Source organism: Streptomyces sp. TLI_185 (assembly GCF_003814765.1).
Taxonomy (GTDB): Bacteria; Actinomycetota; Actinomycetes; order Streptomycetales; family Streptomycetaceae; genus Streptomyces.
Genome location: NZ_RKRB01000001.1, coordinates 2,340,895 through 2,363,265, shown reverse-complemented (window position 1 = coordinate 2,363,265; position 22,371 = coordinate 2,340,895). Strand labels below are relative to the sequence as shown.

The following is a 22,371-nucleotide window of genomic DNA, read 5'->3' as shown; positions in this document are numbered from 1 at the left end:
CGCCGGCGCCCTGAAGGGGCGCGGGGCTGCATCGATATGCGGCTCCGCCGCGCGGGCGCGACCAGCCACAACGGGCCCGCAGTCGATCGACAGCCAAATGCAGCCAAGGCCACAAGGAGACGCACTGATGAGCACGATGCAGCCGCGGCCGCGGTGGAGTGGGCCCGTGGCACCCGCGGTCGGCGATACCGGGATCCAGGAGGCGCTGATGCGCCTCGACGAGCCCGTCTACATCCTGCGCGGCCCCTACGGCCTCGGCGCCGCCGTGGGCGGTGGCGTGCGGCCCGGCGGCGAGCACGAGGTCGTCGCCGCCGTGCCGCCGCTCGGGCCCGAACGTCTCGGCAGCGCCGCCTTCCTGGAGGCGTACGGGGTGCGCGAGGCGTACATGAGCGGCGCCATGGCGAACGGCATCGCCTCCGCCGACCTGGTGATCGCCATGGCACGGGCCGGCTATCTCGGCTCGTACGGGGCGGCCGGGCTGCTGCCCGAGGCCGTCGAGAAGGCACTCGTCCGCTTCGCGACCGAGATCCCGGGGCTGCCGTACGCCTGCAATCTGATCCACAGCCCCAGCGAGGAGCGTCTGGAGCGCACCGCCGTCGACCTGTATCTCAAGCACCGGGTGCCGTGCGTGGAGGCGTCCGCGTTCCTCGCGCTCACCCCGCACATCGTGCGCTACCGGCTGGCCGGGCTGCGGGCCGGCGGGCCGCACGGGGTCGTCGCCGACAACAAGGTCATCGCCAAGATCTCCCGTACGGAACTCGCGGAGCTGTTCATGCGGCCCGCGCCCGAGCCGATGGTGCGGGCGCTGCTCGACGAGGGCGCGATCAGCGCCGAGCAGGCGCGGCTCGCCGAACGGGTGCCGCTCGCCGACGACATCACCGTGGAGGCCGACTCCGGCGGACACACCGACCGGCGCCCGCTGCCCGCGCAGCTGCCGGTCATCATCCGTCAACGGGACGGTTTGATGCGGGAGTTGGGCTATCCGGTACGGATCCGGGTCGGGGCGGCGGGCGGAATCGGCACGCCCGAGGCGGCCTGGGCGGCCTTCGCGATGGGCGCCGACTATGTGGTGACCGGCTCCGTCAACCAGTCCTGCGTCGAGGCCGGCACCTCCGTGCAGGTCAAGGAGATGCTGGCGCAGGCCGACCTCGCGGACTTCGAGATGGCGCCCGCGGCGGACATGTTCGAGATGGGCGTGGAGCTGCAGGTCCTCAAGCGCGGCACGCTCTTCCCGATGCGCGCCCGGCTCCTCTACGAGCTCTACCGCGACCACGACGGCGTCGACGCGATCCCGGCCGCGGCCCGCGCCCGTATCGAGAAGCAGCTCTTCCGGCGCCCGTTGGAGGACGTCTGGGCGGAGACCGTCTCCTACTTCGAGCGCCGAGACCCCGACCAGCTCGCCCGCGCCGCCGCCAGCCCCAAACGGCGGGCCGCGCTGATCTTCCGCTGGTACCTGGGCATGGCCTCGCGCTGGGCCAAGACGGGGGAGGCGGACCGCGCGGTCGACTACCAGATCTGGTGCGGGCCGGCGATGGGCAGCTTCAACTCCTGGGTGCGGGGCACGTACCTGGCCGCCCCGCAGAACCGCCGCGTCGCCGATGTCGCCCGCCACATCATGACCGGCGCCGCCTTCCACCAGCGGCTGTCCATGCTGCGGGCAGCAGGCCTCGCGCTCTCACCCGCGATCGCCGACTACCCGGTGCCGCGGCCCGACCCGGCGCTGGAGGTACGGCCATGACGGCCGCGTTCGCCGCCGCGGCGCGGCTCGACGATCTGCTCGGCGACCCCTGGCGGACGGACAACGTCTACGGCTTCGAGGCCGGCGTCGCGCGGGATGCCAGGGGCGACTTCCCGCACGCCTTCGCGGCCCGCCTCGACTCCGTCGACTTCCCGCTCGCCTACCTGCCCCCGTCGCTGGGCGGCGCACTGCGCGGCCTGGACGACACGCTGCTGCTGGTGCGGGTGGCCGCCCGGCGGGATGCCGCGATCATGCCGGCCACCCTGCTGTCCTGCTCCGCAGTGCTCACGGTCCTGGCGGCGGGCACGCCCGAGCAGGCGAAGACCGTCGCCGACTGGGTGCAGGAGGGGCGGACGATCGCCTTCGCACTCTCCGAGGAGCACTCGGGCAGCGACGTCCTGGCGGGCGAGTGCCGCCTCGACCCGGCGCAGGATGGCGGGTTCCGACTGACCGGCCGCAAATGGCTCGTCGGCCGGGGTGCCACCGCCGACGCCGCGGTCGTGGTGGCCCGCACGGCAGCGCGCGGCCCGGCCGCGTTCACGGCGGTACTGCTGGGACCGCGTGAGCTGTCCCGCGTACGGCGGCAGCCCGCACAGCCCGTCACCGGAATGCGGGGCATCGACTTCGCCGACCTGGCCTTCGACGGCACTCCTGTACCGCAGGAGGCGGTGATCGGGGGCCCGGGCGGCGGCCTCGCGGGCGCGATGCGGGCCCAGCAGGTGGTACGGCTGCTCAGCACGGCGGCCTGCCTGGCGACGGCGGACACGGCGCTGCGCACGGCACTGCGGTTCACGCAGAGCAGGCGGATCGGCGGCGTCCGGGTCGCGGACACCGCCCACGGCTCCCGCGAACTGGCCGTCGCCGCAGCAGAGTTGTTCGCGGCGGACCTCCTGTCCCTGACCGCCGCCCGCTACGCCCACCTCTCCCCGGCGACGTTCGGCCTGTGCTCGTCGGTCGTCAAGCGCGCAGCCACCCGCCTGACGGCCTCCACGGTGTCCCGCTCGCGCTCCTTGCTCGGCGCCCGCGGCGTCCTGGCCCACGGCCCCGGCGCGGTCGTCGACAAGGCCCAGCGCGACAACGCCATCGTGGAGTCGTTCGACACCAGCCCGTTCGGCGTACTACGCGCGGTGGCCCTGCAACTCCCGGCCTACGCACCGACGTTCGCCCACTGGACGAGGCCCGCCGCTCAGACGGTCGGCGCGCCCGAGCTCCCCGCCGCCGGATCCGCGGGTTCGGCACGGCCGGGGTCCCGCTCGGGGGCGGACGTGGTCGTGCCGGGCGCGGCTGGTTCCCCGGCTCTGTTCGCGGCGGGGCGGAGCGGTGGGGCCGTTGGCGGGGGTGGGCTTCCCGCGGCCGGATCCGGTTCTGCGGCCGGGGCGGAGAGCTCGCTGCGGCCGGGGGCCGATGCGGTCGTGCCGGCCGCGGACGGTCTCGGTTCCCCCGTTCAGTTCGGGGTGTCGGCGAGGCCGGGGGGCGGGCTTCCCGTCGCGGCCGAGTCCGGTACCCCGATCCGCTGGGAGGTGCCGGCCGGCGGTGAACTGGCGCACGCGGCCGTCCCCGTGGCCCCGGCCGGCCTCGACGCCCTATTCGCCTTCGGTGAGCCGCTTCCCGGGCTCGAACCTGGGGCGCTCGACCTCTCCGTACGGCCCAAGGATCTTGTGCTCCTCGGGTTTGCGGCACACGCAGAAGAACTCGCGCGGGACCTCACGGCACGCGGTGAAGAACGGGCCGCCGGTCTCGTACGTGACGTACGTACCGGACTTGCCCACACCTTTGCCACCGCCGCCGAGGCCCAGCGTGACCGGTCCCGTGGGCTCGGGGCCTCGGCCGAGCTGCTCGATCTTGCCGACCGTTGTTGTCTGCTGTACGCGGCCGCCGCGGCAGCCCTCGCCTGGCATGCGCAGCCCGACCGCGGTCTGTACGGCGAGGGGCCCGCCGGCGCGGGGTGGCTCACCGCCGTTCTGGCCGTGCTGCTTGCGATGGCCGAGGGGCGTGATCCCCGGCAGGCGGCTTCAGAGCTGCCGCCGGCAGCCCGCGCGGTCACCTCGCTCGACGCCGCGCGGCTCCTGTTCACCGCGTTCCCGGTCCAGCTGTCCGACGGACCGGCACCCGAGGAGGACGAGACGACATGACCGACCTCACCGCACTGATGGCGGACCTGGAGCGCTGTCTCGGCGACCCGTGGGACGCCGGCGGCCCCATGCCGTACCCGCGCATCCTCGACCTCGACGAACGCCAGGCGTACCCGCACGAGTTCGTGGACACCCTGGCCGAATGGGGCCTGTACGACTGGATCGTCCCCGCCGCCCACGGCGGCAAGGCCGTCCACGTCGAGGACGGCTTCAACCTCTACCGCCTCGTCGGCCGACGCGACCCCACCTCCGCCACCGCGATGGTGCTGACCAGCCTCAGCTATATGCCGGTCTGGATCGCCGGCAGCCCGGGCCAACGTCAGCACTTCGCCGACGCCATCCGCGACGGCAAGAAGCTGGCCTGGGGGCTGTCCGAGCGACGGCACGGCAGTGACGTACTGGCGAACGAGACCACCGCCCGGCGCACCGACGGTGGTTGGCTGCTGAGCGGCGAGAAGTGGACCATCGGCAACGCCACCGTCGCCGCCACGGTCATGGTCTTCGCCCGTACGTCGGAGAAGGGCGGGCCCGGCGGATACTCGGTCTTCGCCGTCGAGAAGGCCGGCATCCCGGCGCAGCAGCTGGAGCACCTGCGCGACGAGCCGCTCCACGGACTGCGCGGCCTGGACATGAGCGGCGTGCGGCTCACCGACTGCTTCGTGCCCGACTCGGCGCTCGTCGGACGGGTCGGGCAGGGGCTCGAAGTTGCCCTCAAGAGCAGTCAGTTGGCTCGCATCGCGATCTCCAGCATCGCCATGAGCTGCGTGGACACCGCCCTGCGCACCACCCTCGACTTCGCCTCCCGCCGCGTCATCTTCGGCGGAACGGTGCTCGAAGTTCCGTACTCCAAACGGCAGTTGACCGAATGTTTCGCCGAGCTGCTGATCGCCGACGCGCTGACCACCGGCGCCGTACGGTCGCTCCAGCTCGCCCCCGCCCAGGCCAGCATCTGGTCCTCCGTCGTCAAGTACTTCGTACCGACCCTGCTGGAGGAGACCCTCTCCCGGCTGACCACCGTGCTCGGCGCCCGTTACTACTTGCGCGACCACCCCCGCCACGGCATCTTCCAGAAGGTCCTGCGGGACTTCGCGATCTCCAACTTCGCCGACGGCAACACCGTGGTGAACCTCAAGAACATCGCGCTGCAGCTGCAGAACCTGCTCGCGAACGCCGTCGCTCAGGAACCCGCCCCGGTGGCCGAGGCGGTCACCACGACCACCCGGCTCTTCGATCCCGCCCATCCCATGGATCCCTACGAGCCCGCCGCGCAGCAGCTCTTCAGCCGCGCCGGCGACGACTCCGTACTCGCCCTCCGCTCGGCCGTCGCCGAACTCCGCCGGGCAGCGGAGGCAGCCGAGGGCCGTGAGGCGGCATGGCTGGCCGGCTGCGCCGACTCGGCGGGGCTGATCGCCGACGAAGTGCACCGCCTCGCCGAAGAGCACGCCAAACTCCTCGCCGAGCAGGGGCGCCAGGCCGGGCAGTCCGCCGAGCTGTACGACCTGGCCAAGCAGTACGCGGCCGTGTCGGCGGCTGCCGCCTGCGTCCACCTCTATCTGCACGGACGCGACAGCTTCGCGCCCGCCCTGCGCTCACCGGCGGTCCTCCTGCTCTGCCTGGAGCGGCTGCTGCGGCGCTTCCACCCCACACGCAGGGTGACCGGACCTGACGACGTCGACGCCGTCGCCGAGGTCATGGCGGGCGCCCACCGCGAGGGGCTGCTGTTCTCCTTCCGTCCGTTCCAGGTGAGTTGGTGACCAGGAGATGCGTACGACCGCGGAGGCCCCCGACACGTCGCCGGAACGCGAGCCCGTCGGCGACCCGCTGGCCGAAGGCGCCGACGTATGGCTCCTCGCCGAGGAGGACGTGGAACGGTTCGCCGAGGCCACCGGCGGCCTCGAACTGCTCACCGAGGAGGAGCGGGCCCGGCACGACCGGCTGCTCTTCCCCGCCGCCCGCACCCGCTTCCTCGGCGCCCGGCTGCTGTCGCGGCAGGTGCTGTCTCAGTACGCCGAGGTGGCGCCGGCGGAGTGGCGGTTCGACAAGGGCCGCTTCGGGCGGCCGTCCGTCCAGGGAGCCGACTGGGGGCTCGACTTCAACATTACCCACACCAACGGGCTGATCGCCGCGATCGTGGTGCGCGGTCGTACCGCGGGTGTCGACGCCGAGAACACCCCGGCCCGTCCCGAGGCCCTCCAGTTCGCGCCGAAGGTCTTCACCCCGCTGGAGCAGGAGGTGCTGCGCCGGGACCGGGAGGACCAGCAGGGGCACGCCTTCGCGGACTCCTGGGTGGCCAAGGAGGCGTACACCAAGGCCACCGGCATGGGCATGGCCCGCGGCTTCGACGCCTTCTCCGTACACCGGCTCAGGGGCGGCGGACTGGCCGTCGTCGACGACGAGATCCCGCAGGACGAACGGCCTTTGTGGCAGATCCAGGTGCTGCAGGTGTGGGACCGGTTCGCGCTCGGCATCGCCATCCGGGGCAGCGAGGACGAGCCCGGGCCGATACCCGTACGGCTGCGTTCGGCCATGGCCGAGCTGCTGCCGGAATCCCCCGCGGGCGGCCCCCGATGAGCAACTGCCCTGTCCACGCTGTCCACTCCTGGTCTGACCGCTACCTGACGCCGTCATCGCTTTCCGGCCGCAACGCGCGCTGTGTTGCATGGAAGCCGGAGCCCGCTGCCGTGCGGGCGGTCGCAGACGGAGGACGAGCGATGCCGGCGAAGGGGAACGCGGAGCTGCTCGCGGGCTGTGCCCGTGGGGAGGCGGAGGCCTGGGACGAGACCGTGGGCCGGTACGGCCGGCTGGTCTGGTCGGTGGCCCGCAGCCACCGGGTGAGCCGGGTCGACGCCGAGGACGTGCGCCAGCTGACCTGGTTCCGGCTGATGCAGAACGCCGACCGCATCCGTGACCCCGACCGGCTCGGCGACTGGCTCGCCACGGTCGCCCGCCGCGAGGCCATCAAGGCGGCCACCCGCGACCGGCGTCTGGTCATGGTCGGCGACAGCGCCTCGCTGGAGCATCTGCTCGACCACCACGAGAGCCCCGAGCAGATCACCCTGCGCGCCGACCGCGGCCAGGAGGTGCTGCGCGCCCTGGACAGCCTCTCCGACCAGTGCCGAGAGCTTCTGCTGCGGGCCTTGCAGGACCCGCCGGCCTCCTACCAGGAGATCGCCGCCGCGCTGTCCATGCCGGTGAGCTCCGTCGGCCCGATCCGCACCCGCTGTCTGCGCCGGCTGCGGCGCGCCCTCGACCGGGACGGCACGCCGGTCGCCCTCGACGACGACTGCGCCCGCTGCCCCGTACGCACCCACGACGGAACCGAAACCGAGGTGCCCAGGTGACCGCCCTCACCGCGTCCGAGACCAAGTCCGAGACCCGGCTGGTCAGCCGGGAGATCACCACCGGCGAACCGCTCGGCGCCGTCGAGCTGTCCACCCCCGACCGCGTCACCTCCGCCGCCCGCCGCGCAGGCGCCGCGGCCCCCGCCTGGGCGGCCACCCCTGCCGAGGAGCGCGCCGCGATCGTCGAACGCGCCGCCGACCTCCTGGTGGAGCGCGCCGAGCAGGCACAGGAGCTGCTCGTGCGGGAGGGCGGCGCGATCCCCGGCAAGGCGTTCTTCGAAGTCCGGCAGGCGGCACAGGAGTTGAGGCATGGCGCGCGGCTCGCCCGGCATCCCGGGCTCCCGCACCCACCCGCCGACGACCCCGAGCGCACGGCCGAGGTGACCCGCGTCCCGCTGGGCGTGGTCGGCGTGATCGTGCCCTGGAACTTCCCGCTGCTGCTCGCGGCCCGCTCCCTGGGCCCCGCGCTCGCCCTCGGCAACACCGTGCTCCTCAAGCCCGACCCGCACACCCCGCTCAGCGGCGGCCGCCTCTTCGTCGAGGCGTTCGCCGACGCGGGGCTGCCGCCGAACGTGCTGGAGATCGTGCACGGCGACGCGGAGGCCGGTTCGGCGCTGGTGCAGGCGCCCGACGTGGCCATGGTGTCGTTCACCGGGTCGACCGAGGTGGGCCGCGAGATCGGCGCGCTGTGCGGGCGGCTGCTCAAGCGGGTCGTGCTCGAACTCGGCGGCCAGAACGCCTTCGTGGTGCTCGACGACGTCGACGTGGAGCAGGCCGCGGCCGCCGGGGCCTGGGGTTCCTTCCTGCACCAGGGGCAGATCTGCATGTCCGCCCGCCGTCACCTGGTGCACCGGTCGATCGTCGAGGAGTACACGGAGGCGCTCGCCCGGCATGCGGCCGCCCTGCGCATCGGCGACCCGTACCGCTCGGACGCCCAGATCGGCCCCGTCATCGACCGGCGCCAGCTCACGACCGTCGCCAACGCCGTCGAGCAGGCCGTCGCCCAGGGCGCCCGGCTGGTCACCGGAGGGCGCCCGCAGCCGCCGTACTACCCGCCGACCGTCCTCGCCGACGTCAGCGAGCAGATGGACGTCTTCCACACGGAGGTCTTCGGACCGGTCGCCACGGTCACCGCCTTCGCGGACGACGAGGCGGCCGTCCGCCTCGCCAACACCAGTGACCACGGGCTGACCGCCGCCGTCTACACCGGCGATACCGGTCGCGGCTCGATGATCGGCCGTCAACTCCGCTGCGGGGTCACGCACATCGGCGACCAGACCGTCGTCCAGGACGCCGCCCTGCCCTTCGGCGGCATCGGCGCCTCCGGCAACGGCTCCGGCTTCGGCGGGCGCGCAAGTCTCGAGGCGTTCACCCGCTGGCGCACCCTCACCACCAGCACGCCCCCGCGCACGTACCCCTTCTGACAGCCCCCACCCGTCGAGGAGATTCCGTGGCAGCCAAGGTCGAGCTAGTGCCCCAGGTGGCGGACCCGCCCGAGGGAACCGTCGTGTTCCTCATCGGCATGCGGATCAACAGCTTCTGGAAGGTGCACCGCTGGCTGCCGTCCTTCGTGGCGATGGTCCCCATGCTGGTCGAGCTCCACAAGCAGAAGGAGTACGGCTTTCTGGGCGCCCGCACCTGGACCGGCCGCACGGTGGTGGTGATCCAGTACTGGCGCTCCATGGACGAGCTGATGGCGTACGCGCACGACACGGACGCCGCCCACCGGCCCGCCTGGGGCCGCTTCAACCGCACCGTCGCCGACAACGGCGCGGTCGGCATCTACCACGAGGCGTATGTCGTCGACCCGGCGCGCATGCACACCGTCTACCGCAACATGCCGCCGTTCGGCATCGCCGCGGCCACCGGGAGCCGGCCCCAGCGGGCCGTGCCGGTGCCACGGGAGCGCGGCAGCGGCAGTCGACAAGAGCGGAGCACAACGTGACGACCACACCAGGGCCCATCCGGGCCGGACAGGACGTCCAGTGGCGCCGGTGCGCGTCCTGCGGCGCGTACATCTACGGCAAACGACTCGACCGCAACCGCAAGGTGTGCCCCGAGTGCCAGTTCCACTTCCGTATCCCGCCCGACGTGAGGATCGCCCAGCTCGCCGACGCCGGCAGCTTCGAGGCGTTCCCCGACCGCTACGCGCCGCGCGACCTGCTCGGCTTTCGCGACAGCAAGCCGTACCCCGACCGGCTGCGGGACGCCCAGGCCCGGACCGGGCGGCAGGACGCCGTGCTCGCCGGGCGGATGAGTGTGCGCGGCCGTCAACTGGTCGTCGCCGTCCTCGACTTCACCTTCATGGGCGGCAGCATGGGCACGGTCGTCGGTGAGACCGTCGCCGCCGCGGCCCGCACCGCCCTCGCCGAGCGGCTGCCGCTGCTCCTGATCGCCGCCTCCGGCGGGGCGCGGATGCAGGAGGGCGCGCTGTCGCTGATGCAGATGGCCAAGACCTCCCAGTGGATCGCCGCCCTGCGCGAGGCCCGCGTCCCGGTGATCAACCTCAACACCGATCCGACCTTCGGCGGCGTCAGCGCCTCCTTCGCGATGCTCGGCGACGTCGTCCTCGCCGAACCCGGCAGCCTCCTCGGCTTCGCCGGGCCCCAGGTCATCCGCAACACCATCCGCCAGGAGCTGCCGGCCGGCTTCCAGAGCGCCGAGTTCCTCCTCGAACACGGGATGATCGACGCCGTCGTACCGCGGGAGAGCCAGCGGGAGCAGTTGGCGCGACTGCTGGCCCTGCTGGGGCCGTCCGTTCCCGAACTCCCCGAAGGATCCGGGGACTCGGTGCTCACGCACCCGGTGGCCGGCACCCGCACCACCCGCGAGACCGTCGCCCTCGCCCGCGACATCCAGCGGCCCACCACCCTGGAGTACATCGGATACGTCTTCGACGACTTCGTCGGCCTGCACGGCGACCGCGCCTTCGGTGACGACGCGGCGCTGGTAGGCGGACTCGCCCGGTTCGGCGGGCAGAGCGTCGTCGTCCTCGGGCACCAAAAGGGCCATGACACGGCCGAGTTGGTGCGCAGCAACTTCGGCATGCCGAACCCCGAGGGCTACCGCAAGGCGCTGCGGCTGATGCGGTTCGCGGACCGGTTCGGGCTGCCGGTGATCGCGTTCATCGACACGCCCGGCGCCTACCCGGGCATCGGTGCCGAGGAACGCGGCCAGAGCGTGGCCATCGCCGAGTGCATCCTCGAACTGTCCCGGCTGCGCGTTCCGGTCGTCTCCGTCGTCACCGGCGAGGGCGGCAGCGGCGGCGCGCTCGCCCTCGGCGTCGCCAACTCCGTGCTGATCCTGGAGAACGCCTACTACTCGGTCATCAGCCCCGAAGGCTGCTCCACGATCCTCTTCGGTACGGCCGAACATGCGGGCCGCGCGGCCGACGCCCTGCGCCTGACCGCCTCCGAGCTGCTCCGCCTCGGCGTCGTCGACGGCATCGTGCCCGAGCCGCCCGACGGAGCCCACACCGCCCCGCACACCACCGCGCTGACGGTCAAGAGCGCCCTCGCGCGGACCCTCGCCCCGCTGCTCGACCTCTCCGGTGAGCAGCTCGTCGACGCCCGACGAAGGCGGTACGACCGCTTCGGGGACCCTCAACTGCAGCCCGTAGTGGACTGGGAGACGCACGATGAGCACTGAGGCGACCACCGCCCGAGCCGAGGAAAGCGCCGACATGACGGTGGAGGAACTACGGGCCCACACCCTGCGCCTCGCCGGTGAACTCCCCGGCACACTGCGGCGGATCACGCTGCGGGCCGGCGCTTTGAGCGTGGACGTGGAGTGGGAGAACACACCTGCTCCGACCGCTCCGGCCGCCCCGGCCGCGCAGGCGGCCCCCGCGGCGGTGGCCGCGGCCCCGGAGCCGGAGACCGCCCCCGCCGACCTGGTACGGGTCACGGCGCCCCTCGTCGGCACCTACTACCAGGCCTCCTCCCCGGGAGCCGAGCCCCTCGTCAAGGTCGGCGACACAGTGGAGGCCGGGCAGCAGCTGGCCATCATCGAGGCGATGAAGCTGCTCAACTCCATCACCGCCGAGGTCAAGGGCACCGTGCACGCCATCCATGTACAGGACGGGGACGTCGTCGAGTACGCACAGCCGCTCATCGACCTCGTCCCGGCCGGCTGAGACAAGGCGGACGACGACATGTTCGACAAGGTGCTCATCGCCAACCGCGGCGAGATCGCGCTCAGGATCATCCGGACCTGCCGCGACCTCGGGGTCCGCACGGTCGCCGTGTACTCGACCCCGGACGCCGACGCGCAGTTCGTGAAGGCCGCCGACGAGGCCGTGCACATCGGTCCCGGCGCCCCCACCCGCAGCTACCTCAACATCCCCAACATCATCGGCGCCGCCGTGAAGACGGGTGCCGAAGCCATCCATCCCGGCTACGGATTCCTCTCCGAGGACCCCTACTTCGCCGAGATCTGCGCCGACGACGGCATCACCTTCATCGGCCCGCCGCCGGACGTGATGGAGAACGTCGGCGACAAGGCCACGGCCCGCAAGCTCATGACGGCGGCGGGTCTCCCGCTGCTGCCCGGCACCACCGAGCCCGTCGACTCGGTGGAGGCCGCCGAGGAGATCGCTCGGGACATCGGCTACCCGGTGATCATCAAGGCCGCGGCGGGCGGTGGCGGGCGCGGCATCACGGTCGTGCGCCGGCCGCGGGACCTGCGCGACGCCTACACCCAGACAAGGGCCGGCGCCCTGGCGGTGTTCAAGAACAGCGCCGTCTACATCGAGCGGTACCTCACCGACACCCGGCACATCGAGATCCAGGTGCTGTGCGACGACTTCGACGGCGCCGTCCACCTCGGCGAACGCGACTGCTCCGTACAGCGCCGCCACCAGAAACTGGTCGAGGAGTCGCCCGGCCCCGGCATCCCGCCCGAACTGCGGGCCAGGCTCGGCGCGGCGGCCGTCACCGGGGCGCGCGCGGTCGGCTACCGGGGTGCCGGCACCGTGGAGTTCCTGCTGGAGGCCGACCCGGAGGCGCAGAACGCCTTCTGGTTCATGGAGATGAACGCCCGGATCCAGGTCGAGCACCCGGTCACCGAACTCGTCACCGGAGTCGACCTGGTCAGCGAACAGCTGCGCGTGGCCTCCGGCTCCCCGCTGACCGTCAAGCAGGAGGACATCGAGGTCCGCGGCCACGCCATCGAGTGCCGCATCAACGCCGAGGACCCCGACCGCGGCTTCGTCCCCACGCCCGGCCTGCTGGAGAACTACCGCACCCCGGGCGGTCCCTGGGTGCGCGTCGACACCGACTATGTGCCGGGCTCCCGGGTCAGCCCCTACTACGACTCGATGATCGGCAAGCTGATCGTCTGGGGACCGGACCGCGCCACCTGCCTGGACCGCGCCCTGCGCGCCCTGTCGGAGTTCGAGGTGTCGGGCCCCGGCGTGCACACCACGATTCCCATGCACCAGGAGATACTCGGCCACCCGGAGTTCCGCCGCGGGGGAGTCGCCACGGATTTCCTGGAGCGGCACTTCGCTCTGTAGACGCTCGGAGGCCGACATGTTCGGCGACATCTGCGACATCGAAGTGGCGATACTGCGGCAATTGGAATGCGGCAGATCCGACGAGTCCATTTCCCGCAGCCTCGGCGTCTCCACCCGCACACTGCGCCGCTATCTGGCCGGAATGTGCGCGAAACTCGGGGTGGTGACCCGCTTCCAGCTGGGCGCGGCCGCCGCCCGGCTCGGTCTGCTCGGCGCCGTGGACACCCCGGACACCTGACGTATGGAAATTCCTGATCTCCGGTTCCGGGGAATCCGTTCGGCGGCTTCTGTACATTCGCCCGGGCGAATCCAAGAGTGATGGGTATGTCTCTCCGTATTGTCGTTTCCAGCGTTTCTTCCGACGCGCACATGTGGAATCTGGTCTATCTGCAGCTGCTGCTGGAGGAGTCCGGGCACGAGGTGACCAATCTCGGAGTGTGCCCGCCGGACGGGACCGTCATGGACGCCTGCCGCGGCGCCGACCGCCCCGACCTCCTGGTGCTGAGCACCGTCAACGGCCACGGCCACCTCGACGGCCTGCGCCTGATCCGCGCCCTGCGCCACGATCCCGAACTGGCCGCCCTGCCGGTCGTCATCGGAGGCAAGCTCGGCGTGCGGGGCGCGGACGCCGAGGAGAGCCGGCGGCTGCTCGACGCGGGCTTCGACGCCGTCTTCAACGAGTCGGAGCAGCCGGCCGGCCACACCCTGGCCGCCTTCGGCGACTATCTCGCCGGGCTGGCCCAGGCGGCAGCCGTACGCGAACGCCTCGTCGCCGGGGTGCCGCGCTGATGCCCCGGTTCGCCGACTTCGTCCGGACGGCGGCCGCGGCCGGGCGGCTGGTCGTGCAGCCGCGTATGGGCTTCGGTGAACTCGCCAGGATGCGAGCCGGGTTGAGCGCGGTGCGGGGCTGCAGGGCCACCTCGGTCGGCACCATCACACTCGACAGCTACACCCGGGTCGGCGACCACGCCTCCGCCCGCCGCGCCCTGCGCGAGGGAGCCGAGCTCAACGGCTTCCCGCTGCTGGCCCACGGCGCGGGGACCGTGCGCGACCTCCTGCGCGAGGTCTCGGGTCCCGACTTCCCGGTGCAGGTACGGCACGGTTCGCCCCTGCCGCTCGACCTGTTCCGCACGATGGTCGCCGCGGGCGTCGACGCCACCGAGGGCGGACCGGTGTCGTACTGCCTGCCCTACGGGCGTGTCCCCCTCCCCGAGGCGACCGACAACTGGGCCCGCTGCAGCGAACTCGCCGCCGGCGCCCCCGACCCCATGCACCTGGAGACCTTCGGCGGCTGCATGCTCGGCCAGCTCTGCCCGCCCTCCCTGCTGGTAGCGCTCAGTGTCCTGGAAGCCATGTTCTTCCACGAGCACGGGCTGCGCTCGATCTCCCTCAGCTACGCCCAACAGGTGCACCTGGGCCAGGACCTGGAGGCCCTGGCCGCACTTCGCCGGCTCGCCGCCGACCATCTCCCCGGCGTCGACTGGCACGTCACCCTCTACACCTACATGGGCGTCTTCCCGCGCACCCCCATCGGCTCCTACCGCCTCGTCGAGGACAGCGTCCGCCTCGCCGTGCACAGCGGCACCGAGCGGCTGATCGTCAAGACGCCCGCCGAGGCCCGCCGTATCCCCGCGATCGAGGAGAACGCCGAGGCGCTGGAGTTCGCCGACGCCGTCGCCCGACAGGCGGCCGCCGACTGCGCGGTCACCAAGTGCCCACCGCCCACGGACACAGGCCTCCTGACCGAGGCCCGCACCCTGATCCACGCCACCCTCGAACTCGGCCGCACCGTCGGCTCCGCCCTGGTCACCGCCTTCGCCCGCGGCGTCCTCGACGTGCCGTTCTGCCTGCACCGCGACAACGCGGGCGCCGCCCGAGCCGTCATCGACGAGCAGGGCATGCTCAGCTGGTCGAAGGCGGGCGGCATGCCGGTCACGATCCGCGACACGGACACCGCATGCACATCCCCACTCACGGCCGACCGCCTGACCACCATGCTCGCCTACAACGAACGCCGTTACGACCGCGAGGACCTGGTCGGCTCGCTGCTACGGAGCGCGGCATGAGGCCCCGCACCGTGGTCGCCGCCCCTCTGACCGCGCTCGGCGGCTGGTCCGGTCCCTGTGTGCGCTTGGCCGGTGCGGTGTGCATGGTCGTGTCGGCGACTGGCCGGTCGTCGGCGGGGTCGGTCTGCAGGGAGCGCTGTTACGACCGCGAGGACCTTGGTCGGTTCGCTGTTGGGGAGCATCGCAGGTGGCCCCGCACTGTGGTCGCCGCCCCCCTGGCCGGGCTCGGCGCCCGTGCCTCTGTTGGCTGGTCCGGTCTCGCCGGTGCGGTGTGCACGGTCGTGCCGGCGACCGGCCGGTCGTCGGCTGGGTCGGTCTGCAGGGAGCGGTGTTACGGCCGCGTGCTGCGGAGTGCGGCATGACCGCCCGTACGGCCCTCGCCGGCACTCTGGCCGCCGTCCGCGCGCACGGTGCCGTGCGTGCGCTCGTCTCCCAGGGGCAGCCGGGGCTCTCGTTGTGCGCCGCCGACGGCCGATGGACCGGTCTGGACGCGGACATCGCTCGCGCGGTCGCCGCCGCCGTACTGGACGACCCTGAAGCCGTCGACTGGTGCCCTGCCGGATCCGCCACCCGGCTCAGCCAACTCGCCGACGGCGCGGCCGATCTGACGGTCTGCAACGTCAGCTGGACCATGGGCCGCGAGGCCGCGCACGGGCTCCTCTTCGCCGGGGTCACCTGCTACGACGGCGAGGGCTTCCTGGTCCCCGCGGACTCCGGCATCGACGACCCCGCCCACCTCGCCGGCAGGCGCCTCGCCGTGCACGCCGGGTCCACCTCCCCGGCCAACCTGACCGCCTGGTACCGGCCGCGGGGCCTCGCCGTCGAGCCCGTCACCTTCGACAGCCCCGCCGCCGCGCTGCACGCCTACGCCTCCGGCGAGTGCGCCGCGTACGTCCTCGACAAGGTGGCCCTCGCGGGCGCGAGGCGTACGCTGCCCGACCCCGAGGCGCACCGGATCCTGCCCGCCGAGATCTCCCGCGAGCCCATGGCCGCCGTGGTGCGGGACGACGACCCCGGATGGTTCCGGATCTGCCGCTGGGTGCTGCAACTGCTGTTCGCCGCCGAGTACGAGAGCCATCGCACGGGCGCCGCGGGCCGCGAGGCCGTCGCCCGCCAGGCCGGACGTCACGGCCCCGCCGCCGGCCTCGACGAACAGTGGGCGGCCCGTGTCCTCGGCGCCGTGGGCAGCTACGCCGACCTGTACGAACGCAACCTGGGCCGCGCCTCGGGCCTCGACGTGCCGCGCGGCCCCAACGAGCTGTGGACCAGAGGTGGTCTGCACTACGCCGTGCCCCTGCACTGACCCGCCAGCGGAGAGACGAGGTACCGAACGTGAGCAGCACCCCCACCCCGCGGCCGACCGGTTCGCAGCAGACCAGAGGAGCCGTCGAACTCACCGCGGCCATGGTCCTGTCGGGCACCCTCGGCGTCTTCGTCGTCGAGTCCGGCCAGCCCAGCTTCAACGTGGTCTTCTTCCGCTGCGTCTTCGGCGCCGTCGCCCTCGCCGCGTACTGCCTGGCCCGCGGCCTGTTCAGGAACCACAACTTCACCCGCCGCACCTTCGCCCTCGCGGTCCTCGGCGGCGTGTGCATCGTCTTCAACTGGGTGCTGCTGTTCAGCAGTTACACCAAGACGTCCATCTCGGTGGCCACGGTCGTCTACCACACCCAGCCGTTCTACGTCGTGATCCTCGGGCTCGTCCTGTTCAAGGAGAAGCTCAACCGCCACCAGGCCGGCTGGATCGTGCTCGCCTTCCTCGGCGTGCTCCTGGTCGCCGACCTCACCTCGGCCGACGGCAAGAAGGGCGACGCCTACTTCCTGGGCGTCGGCCAGGCACTGCTCGCCGCGCTGCTGTACGCCTTCGCCACCGTCATCGCCAAGCACCTGAAGTCCGTACGCCCCGAACTCACCGCCCTCACCCAGGTGCTGGTCGGCATCCCGCTGCTCCTGCCGTTCACAGCGCTCGGCAAGACCGCCGGTCTGGGTGCCGACTGGGCCTGGCTGGTCGGACTCGGCGTGATCCACACCTGCCTGATGTACATCCTGCTGTACGCCTCGTACCAGAAGCTGCCCACCGCGAAGATCGCGGTCCTGTCCTTCGTCTACCCGGCGGTGGCCATCCTCGCCGACTTCACCGTGTACGGGCACCACATCACGCTCCTGCAGGCCCTGGGCGTCCCGCTGATCGTCCTGGCGGGCCTCGGCGTGAACCTCGGCTGGCGGCTGCTGCCGTCCGCAGGCCGCCGTACGCACCAGGACAAGGCGGCGGCACCCGCGCTCACCCGGATCGGAGAACCCCGATGACCCTCGTCAGCGACAGCAAGGCGCCGAGCATCGCCCTCGTCGGCGCGACCGGAGCGGTCGGCCACACCCTCATCGAGCTGATCGAGACACGGGGCCTGCGCTACAAGGGCGTACGGCTCGCCGCGTCCGCGCGTTCGGCGGGACGGCAGCTGGAGGTCGACGGCCGTACCTGCACGGTGGAGGACCTGGACGGCTTCGACTTCTCCGACGTCGACATCGTGTTCTTCTCCGCCGGTACGTCCGTCAGCCAGAAGTGGGCCCGGCCGGCCGCCGCGCAGGGCGCGCTGGTCATCGACAACACCAACGCCTTCCGCATGGACCCGGACACCCCGCTGGTCGTCCCGCAGGTCAACGCGGACGTGCTCACCGGCCGCCCGGCGAGCGGCATCATCGCCAACCCCAACTGCTCGACCATCCCACTGGTGCGGCTGCTGCAGACGGTGGAGCAGCGGTGGGGGATACGGCAGGTGGTCGTCAGCACCTACCAGGCGGCCTCCGGCCAGGGGCAGCACGGCATCGAGGAACTCCAGGAGGGCAGCGAACTCGCCCTGCACGACCCCGACGCCGAACTGCCCGCGGAACGCTTCACCGCCCCGCTCGCCTTCAACGTCGTGCCGTTCATCGACCGGCTCCTGGACAGCGGGTTCACCATGGAGGAGCAGAAGATGCTCCAGGAGTCCCGCAAGATCCTCGGCCTGCCGCACCTCGACGTCACCACCACCTGCGTCCGCGTCCCGGTCGTCAACTCGCACTCCGAGGCGGTGTGGGTGGAGGCCGCGGCCCCCGTCGACCGCACCGAGCTGATCGGCCGGCTCGCCGCCCTGCCCGAGGTCACCGTCCACGACCAGGACACCCCGGGCCGCTTCCCGACCCCGCTGACCGCGGGCAACCCGGACCACGTCCACGTCGGCCGGGTCCGGGTCGCCCCGCACAACCCGCGCGGCTTCTGGCTCTGGCTGGTCGCCGACAACCTGCGGATCGGGGCCGCCCTGAACGCCGTACAGATCGCCGAGACCGTTCTCGACCGGGGGTTGCTGTGACCGACGCTGCCATTCTGAAGTTCGGCGGCTCCACCTTCCGTACCCATGCCGCCTACGACAGGCTCGCGGCCGGCCTCGAAGCCAGGCTGGAGCGCGAGGGCCGCCGGCTGGCCGTCGTGGTCAGCGCCATGCAGGGGGAGACCGAGCAACTTCGGGGCCGGCTGCACGAGGTCAACGCCCACCCCGAGGACGCCACCCCGGCCGGCATGCTCGCCACCGCCGACCTGATCAGCGCCCACCTGCTCGCCACCGCCCTGCACCGCAGGGGCCGCACCGCAACCGTCCTCGCCGGCCACCAGATCGGCCTGATCACCAACTCGTCCTTCCTGTGGGCCCGGGTGATCGAGACCGACCCGGGGCCGCTCGACCGGACGCTCTCCGAGTACGAGGTCGTCGTCGTCCCCGGCGGACAGGCGATCGACGCGCAGGGGCGGCCCACCTGGCTCGGCAAGAACAGCTCCGACCTGTCGGCGATCGCCGTCGCCCGCGCCCTCGGCGGCACCGCCTGCGAGATCCACTCCGACGTCGACGGCATCTACACCTCGGACCCGCACCTGGTCCGCGGCGCACGGCTGCTGCCGAAGGTCTCCTTCAACATGGCCGCCCTGATGTCCCTGTACGGGGCGAAGGTGCTGCACCGCCGGGCCGTGCAGCTCGCCCTGCGGCACGGCATCGAGATCGTCTGCCGCTACAACCGGGCACCGTTCTCGCCCGGCACGACCATCAGCCGCGAGGGCGACCAGATGGCGGCGATCGTCTTCAACCAGCGCTCCGTGGTGCTCGGTTACGACTCCGACGACTGCGCCGACCTGGCCCACGGCGTCTTCCACGCGGCCGGCATCGACACCGTACGGCTGACCGAGAAACCGTGGGTCGCCGTCGTCGGCGGCTTCGTCGACCTGGAGGCCGTGCAGCGCCGCCAGAACCTCAAACCCGGCACCTACGTCGGCGTCCCCGTGGCCGAGATCCGCGGCTCCAAGGTCACCACGCACATCGCGGAGAGCGGCGAGGACGCCCTGCACCTCGCCCAGCGCCTGCACGACCGCATCGACCTGCCCGTCATGGAACCCGCACCGCAGCCCCACCTCGCCGGAGTGTGACCGCCTTGACCTTCGCCGACCTCGAACTGCCCGACCGGGTGCGCGACACCATCGGTGCGGAGCTGTGTCTGCTGCCCGACCCGACCGCGGACGTCGACCGGGCGCTGACCCGTTACCACCGCATCTTCGCCGCCCTGCCCACCGAACTCCTGCAGCAGATCATGGACTTCGGCCGGCACAACGACTCCCCGGGCGTGATGCTCGTACGCAACCTGCCACTGGACGCGGAACTGCCGCCCACCCCGGTCGACGGCGAACCGTCCGCCGCCAAGAACAGCTTCGTCGCCGAAGGCGTGCTGCTCGGCCTGACCGGACTGCTGGGCGAGCCGATCGGCGTGCTCACCGAGAAGGCCGGCCGGCTCGTCCACGACGTCGTCCCGGTCCGGGAGGGAGCGCGGGCCCAGACCAACCAGGGCTCCGCGGTCTTCCTCAACTTCCACAGCGACATCACCTACGACACCACCGGCCGCTACGACGTCGCCAACCCGGACTTCCTCGTCCTCAACTGCCTGCGCGGCGCGGCGGGCAACGACGCCTTCACGTACTACGCCGACGCCCGCGACCTGTGCCGGCACCTGCCGGACCCGCTGGTCGAGACCCTGCGCAGTCCGCTCTACCGACTCAACGCACCCGGCAGCTACACCACCAGCGTGGGGGAGGAGGTGCTGTCCGAACCGGTGCCCATCCTCAGCGGCGCCGCCCGCTTCCCGGAGATCACCGTCTCCGCCAACGGCACCCGCCCGCTCACCCGCGGAGCCGGCACCGCCCTCGACGCGTTGCAGGACGCCTGCCGGTCCGTCGCCCACACCGTACGGCTGGAACCGGGCCAGGCCCTGCTGATCAACAACCGCAAGGGCGTCCACGCGCGCTCCACCTTCCGGGCACGCCATGACGGCCGCGACCGCTGGCTCCAACGCACCTATATCCGCCGCAACCTGTGGAACGTCCGTTACCGGGCCACCCCGGAGGACCGGCGTGTTCATTACTGAATGCGGTGCCGTACCTAACGCTCTCAAGTCGGCGGTCGCCGCACGGGAGTTCGGGTCGGCGGCGGAGTCCTAGGCTGAAGCGGCAAGGAGTGGCGATCGGCGATTTCGTGGCGTGCGCGGGGGTGATGAATTGACGGACGAGATTCCCCTTCTCGGCGACCTCGCGGTGAAGGCCTACGAAACGGTGCTGCAGAAGGGCCGCTTCGACGACCAGGAGCTCGCCACCGCCCTCGGTGCGGACATCACCACGGTCGAGGAGATACGCAAGTCCCTCCAGGACCTGCATCTGCTCAGCCCGAGCGCACCCGGGCGTGCCGTCGTCCCCCTCGACCCCGAGGTCGCCGAGGCCGAGCTGGTCACGCCGCTGGAGGTGGAGATCGGCCGACGCCGACGCGAAATCGGCCGTATCCACGAGGAGTTGCGCTCCCTCGCCGCCGACTACCGGGCCCGGCCCAACGGCTCACCGGCCGACGTCCCCATCACCGTCCTCGACGACGTCGAGGAGGTGCGCCGCGAGATCGACCGGGCCCGCTACGGTTGCACTCAGGAGCGCATGAGCCTGCAGTCCGGCGGCGGCCGCCCGCCCGGACTCCTCGAAGCCGACCGGGAACACACCCTGGAACTGCTGCGCAGGGGCGTCCGCGTGCGCACCCTCTACCAGCACACCGCCCGCACCAGCCTCGCCACCCGCACCTACGTCCAGGAGATCAGCCGACGCGGCGCCGAGGTGCGCACCGTCGACGAACTCTCCGAGCGGCTCATCATCTACGACCGCAGAATCGCCTTCATCCCCAAGGAGCGCACCGGCCGGCAGCCGCCCGGCGCCGCCGTCATCACCGAACCGACGGTCGTGGGCTATCTGGCCCGCACCTTCGAGTCGGTGTGGCAGGTCGGCCGCCCCTTCGAGGTGGAGCAGCAGACCGCCGAATACCCGCAAGTCGCGGAAGAAGTACGGCAGTCCATCATCCGCCTCATGGCCCTCGGGCTGAAGGACGAGGTCATTGCGCGCAGGCTCGGCATGGCGACCCGGACCTGCCGCCGCCACATCTCCGCCGTCATGGAGGAAATGGGGGCGGTCAGCCGATTCCAGGCAGGCCTGATAATCGGGCGGGAAAACGGGGATGTTGGCCGCTAGCTGACGCCGCATGTCCCGAATGGGACATCGCCGGGACATCGCGCTCACCGTCACTCCTTGGTTTCCTGGAGTAGGAAATCCATCCGTTGTCGACCCTTGGAGAAGAGACCCATGGACATCAGGCAGCTGGCGGCGTTCCACAAGGTGGCCACGCTGCTCAGTTTCTCGAAGGCGGCGACGGAACTGAAGTACGCGCAGTCCAGTGTCACCAGCCAGATAAAGGGACTCGAGATGTCCCTGGGCGTCGACCTCTTCGACCGCCTCGGCGGCCGCATCCAGCTCACCGAGGCGGGGCAGCGGCTGCTGCCCTACGCCGAGCAGATGCTGGCCCTGGCCGGCGAGGCCCGTGGCGCCACGGTCGGCTCCGGGGACCCCTCCGGCGTACTGACCATCGGCTCGATGGAGAGCATCACGTCCTACAGGATGCCCCCGCTGCTGGAGTTCTTCCACCACCGCTACCCCGCCCTGCACATCGTCCTGCGACCGAGCCTGTGCGCGGAGACCTGCCATGCGCTGCGGCAGGGGATGTTCGACATGGGCTTCCTGATGGAGGCCGAGACGCAGCATCCGGGGGTCCAGACCGAGGTACTCGGCTCCGAACCCCTGACGGTGGTTGCCGCGCCCGACCATCCGCTCACCCAGGTCCCGAAGGTGACGACGGAGGAGCTGCGCCGTACGCAGGTCATCTCCGCGGAGGCCGGCTGCGCCTATCGGGAGCTGTTCGAGGCGGAGTTGAACGACGGGACGGGGGAAGCACTGCCGTTCCTGGAATTCGGCACGATCGAATCCATCAAGCGAGGGGTCGCGGCTGGACTGGGCATCAGCCTGCTGCCGACGGCCTGTGTTCAGGACACGCTGGATTCCGGGGTGCTGGTGAAGCTGGACTGGGATATCCCCTTCGAGGTCTTCACACAGCTGGCCTGGCGGCGCGGCAAGAACCTGACGCGTGAGATGCGGGTCTTCACGGATCAATCAATCCGGTTCCTGGCAGAGGAATACGGCCGCTGAAGC

At 71.7% G+C, this 22,371-nt stretch carries 20 protein-coding genes; all 20 read left to right on the top strand.

Annotated elements, in window-relative coordinates; all coding sequences use genetic code 11:
• Nucleotides 1-127 precede the first annotated feature (127 nt).
• The 20 genes from EDD92_RS10750 (at nt 128) to EDD92_RS10655 (ending at nt 22,368) form a co-directional block, all read left to right on the top strand.
• A complete protein-coding gene (locus EDD92_RS10750; RefSeq protein WP_123964079.1) occupies nt 128-1,738 on the top strand; it encodes a PfaD family polyunsaturated fatty acid/polyketide biosynthesis protein in 1,611 nt (536 codons plus the stop codon).
• A complete protein-coding gene (locus EDD92_RS10745; protein ID WP_123964078.1) occupies nt 1,735-3,870 on the top strand; it encodes an acyl-CoA dehydrogenase family protein in 2,136 nt (711 codons plus the stop codon). The genes EDD92_RS10750 and EDD92_RS10745 overlap by 4 nt, the downstream gene beginning before the upstream one ends.
• Nucleotides 3,867-5,624, top strand: a complete 1,758-nt coding sequence (locus tag EDD92_RS10740) for an acyl-CoA dehydrogenase family protein (RefSeq protein ID WP_123964077.1) — start codon at nt 3,867-3,869, stop codon at nt 5,622-5,624. Before EDD92_RS10745 ends, EDD92_RS10740 begins: the two co-directional genes overlap by 4 nt.
• A gap of 7 nt (nt 5,625-5,631) precedes the next feature.
• Entirely contained in the window at nt 5,632-6,441 is an 810-nt protein-coding gene (locus EDD92_RS10735; RefSeq protein ID WP_123964076.1) for a 4'-phosphopantetheinyl transferase superfamily protein, read from the top strand.
• Nucleotides 6,442-6,581: 140 nt separating this feature from the next.
• On the top strand, nt 6,582-7,211 hold the full coding sequence (locus EDD92_RS10730) for an RNA polymerase sigma factor (RefSeq protein WP_185123984.1): 630 nt from the start codon (nt 6,582-6,584) through the stop codon (nt 7,209-7,211).
• Nucleotides 7,208-8,635, top strand: coding sequence for an aldehyde dehydrogenase family protein (locus tag EDD92_RS10725; protein ID WP_260326471.1), 1,428 nt, complete (start codon nt 7,208-7,210; stop codon nt 8,633-8,635). Before EDD92_RS10730 ends, EDD92_RS10725 begins: the two co-directional genes overlap by 4 nt.
• 26 nt (nt 8,636-8,661) lie before the next feature.
• Complete coding sequence (locus tag EDD92_RS10720) at nt 8,662-9,156, top strand: DUF4188 domain-containing protein (RefSeq protein WP_260326470.1); 495 nt, start codon at nt 8,662-8,664, stop codon at nt 9,154-9,156.
• Nucleotides 9,153-10,859: an acetyl-CoA carboxylase carboxyltransferase subunit alpha gene (locus tag EDD92_RS10715; RefSeq protein WP_123964074.1), complete on the top strand. Its 1,707-nt coding sequence runs from the start codon at nt 9,153-9,155 to the stop codon at nt 10,857-10,859. The genes EDD92_RS10720 and EDD92_RS10715 overlap by 4 nt, the downstream gene beginning before the upstream one ends.
• The gene (locus EDD92_RS10710; protein ID WP_123964073.1) at nt 10,849-11,346 is read left to right on the top strand and encodes a biotin/lipoyl-containing protein; all 498 of its coding nucleotides are present in this window, start codon (nt 10,849-10,851) and stop codon (nt 11,344-11,346) included. Before EDD92_RS10715 ends, EDD92_RS10710 begins: the two co-directional genes overlap by 11 nt.
• Nucleotides 11,347-11,364: 18 nt before the next feature.
• Nucleotides 11,365-12,726, top strand: coding sequence for an acetyl-CoA carboxylase biotin carboxylase subunit (gene accC, locus EDD92_RS10705; RefSeq protein ID WP_123964072.1), 1,362 nt, complete (start codon nt 11,365-11,367; stop codon nt 12,724-12,726).
• A gap of 16 nt (nt 12,727-12,742) precedes the next feature.
• Entirely contained in the window at nt 12,743-12,964 is a 222-nt protein-coding gene (locus tag EDD92_RS10700; RefSeq protein ID WP_030947744.1) for a helix-turn-helix transcriptional regulator, read from the top strand.
• A gap of 86 nt (nt 12,965-13,050) precedes the next feature.
• Complete coding sequence (locus EDD92_RS10695; RefSeq protein WP_260326469.1) at nt 13,051-13,515, top strand: cobalamin B12-binding domain-containing protein; 465 nt, start codon at nt 13,051-13,053, stop codon at nt 13,513-13,515.
• Nucleotides 13,515-14,792 (top strand): methylaspartate mutase, encoded by a 1,278-nt coding sequence (locus EDD92_RS10690; RefSeq protein WP_123964070.1) that lies wholly within the window; start codon nt 13,515-13,517, stop codon nt 14,790-14,792. Before EDD92_RS10695 ends, EDD92_RS10690 begins: the two co-directional genes overlap by 1 nt.
• A gap of 358 nt (nt 14,793-15,150) precedes the next feature.
• On the top strand, nt 15,151-16,095 hold the full coding sequence (locus EDD92_RS10685) for a transporter substrate-binding domain-containing protein (RefSeq protein WP_123964069.1): 945 nt from the start codon (nt 15,151-15,153) through the stop codon (nt 16,093-16,095).
• Between the two features lie 101 nt (nt 16,096-16,196).
• Nucleotides 16,197-17,096 carry a DMT family transporter gene (locus tag EDD92_RS10680; RefSeq protein WP_123970347.1) on the top strand — a complete coding sequence of 300 codons (900 nt, stop codon included), beginning with the start codon at nt 16,197-16,199 and terminating at the stop codon, nt 17,094-17,096.
• Nucleotides 17,093-18,136 (top strand): aspartate-semialdehyde dehydrogenase, encoded by a 1,044-nt coding sequence (locus EDD92_RS10675; protein ID WP_123964068.1) that lies wholly within the window; start codon nt 17,093-17,095, stop codon nt 18,134-18,136. Before EDD92_RS10680 ends, EDD92_RS10675 begins: the two co-directional genes overlap by 4 nt.
• Complete coding sequence (locus EDD92_RS10670) at nt 18,133-19,236, top strand: aspartate kinase (RefSeq protein ID WP_260326468.1); 1,104 nt, start codon at nt 18,133-18,135, stop codon at nt 19,234-19,236. The genes EDD92_RS10675 and EDD92_RS10670 overlap by 4 nt, the downstream gene beginning before the upstream one ends.
• A 5-nt stretch (nt 19,237-19,241) precedes the next feature.
• Complete coding sequence (locus EDD92_RS10665; RefSeq protein ID WP_221268105.1) at nt 19,242-20,225, top strand: TauD/TfdA family dioxygenase; 984 nt, start codon at nt 19,242-19,244, stop codon at nt 20,223-20,225.
• Nucleotides 20,226-20,355: 130 nt separating this feature from the next.
• A complete protein-coding gene (locus tag EDD92_RS10660; protein ID WP_123964066.1) occupies nt 20,356-21,360 on the top strand; it encodes a LuxR C-terminal-related transcriptional regulator in 1,005 nt (334 codons plus the stop codon).
• A gap of 111 nt (nt 21,361-21,471) precedes the next feature.
• Nucleotides 21,472-22,368, top strand: coding sequence for a LysR family transcriptional regulator (locus tag EDD92_RS10655; protein WP_123964065.1), 897 nt, complete (start codon nt 21,472-21,474; stop codon nt 22,366-22,368).
• The last annotated feature ends 3 nt before the right edge of the window (nt 22,369-22,371 follow it).

Bases quoted from the DNA above. Each gene is read 5' to 3' on its own strand.
- EDD92_RS10750 (WP_123964079.1), top strand. From the start codon at position 128: ATGAGCACGATGCAGCCGCGGCCGCGGTGGAGTGGGCCCGTGGCACCC.
- EDD92_RS10745 (WP_123964078.1), top strand. From the start codon at position 1,735: ATGACGGCCGCGTTCGCCGCCGCGGCGCGGCTCGACGATCTGCTCGGC.
- EDD92_RS10740 (WP_123964077.1), top strand. From the start codon at position 3,867: ATGACCGACCTCACCGCACTGATGGCGGACCTGGAGCGCTGTCTCGGC.
- EDD92_RS10735 (WP_123964076.1), top strand. From the start codon at position 5,632: ATGCGTACGACCGCGGAGGCCCCCGACACGTCGCCGGAACGCGAGCCC.
- EDD92_RS10730 (WP_185123984.1), top strand. From the start codon at position 6,582: ATGCCGGCGAAGGGGAACGCGGAGCTGCTCGCGGGCTGTGCCCGTGGG.
- EDD92_RS10710 (WP_123964073.1), top strand. From the start codon at position 10,849: ATGAGCACTGAGGCGACCACCGCCCGAGCCGAGGAAAGCGCCGACATG.
- accC (WP_123964072.1), top strand. From the start codon at position 11,365: ATGTTCGACAAGGTGCTCATCGCCAACCGCGGCGAGATCGCGCTCAGG.
- EDD92_RS10700 (WP_030947744.1), top strand. From the start codon at position 12,743: ATGTTCGGCGACATCTGCGACATCGAAGTGGCGATACTGCGGCAATTG.
- EDD92_RS10695 (WP_260326469.1), top strand. From the start codon at position 13,051: ATGTCTCTCCGTATTGTCGTTTCCAGCGTTTCTTCCGACGCGCACATG.
- EDD92_RS10690 (WP_123964070.1), top strand. From the start codon at position 13,515: ATGCCCCGGTTCGCCGACTTCGTCCGGACGGCGGCCGCGGCCGGGCGG.
- EDD92_RS10685 (WP_123964069.1), top strand. From the start codon at position 15,151: ATGACCGCCCGTACGGCCCTCGCCGGCACTCTGGCCGCCGTCCGCGCG.
- EDD92_RS10680 (WP_123970347.1), top strand. From the start codon at position 16,197: ATGGTCCTGTCGGGCACCCTCGGCGTCTTCGTCGTCGAGTCCGGCCAG.
- EDD92_RS10675 (WP_123964068.1), top strand. From the start codon at position 17,093: ATGACCCTCGTCAGCGACAGCAAGGCGCCGAGCATCGCCCTCGTCGGC.
- EDD92_RS10655 (WP_123964065.1), top strand. From the start codon at position 21,472: ATGGACATCAGGCAGCTGGCGGCGTTCCACAAGGTGGCCACGCTGCTC.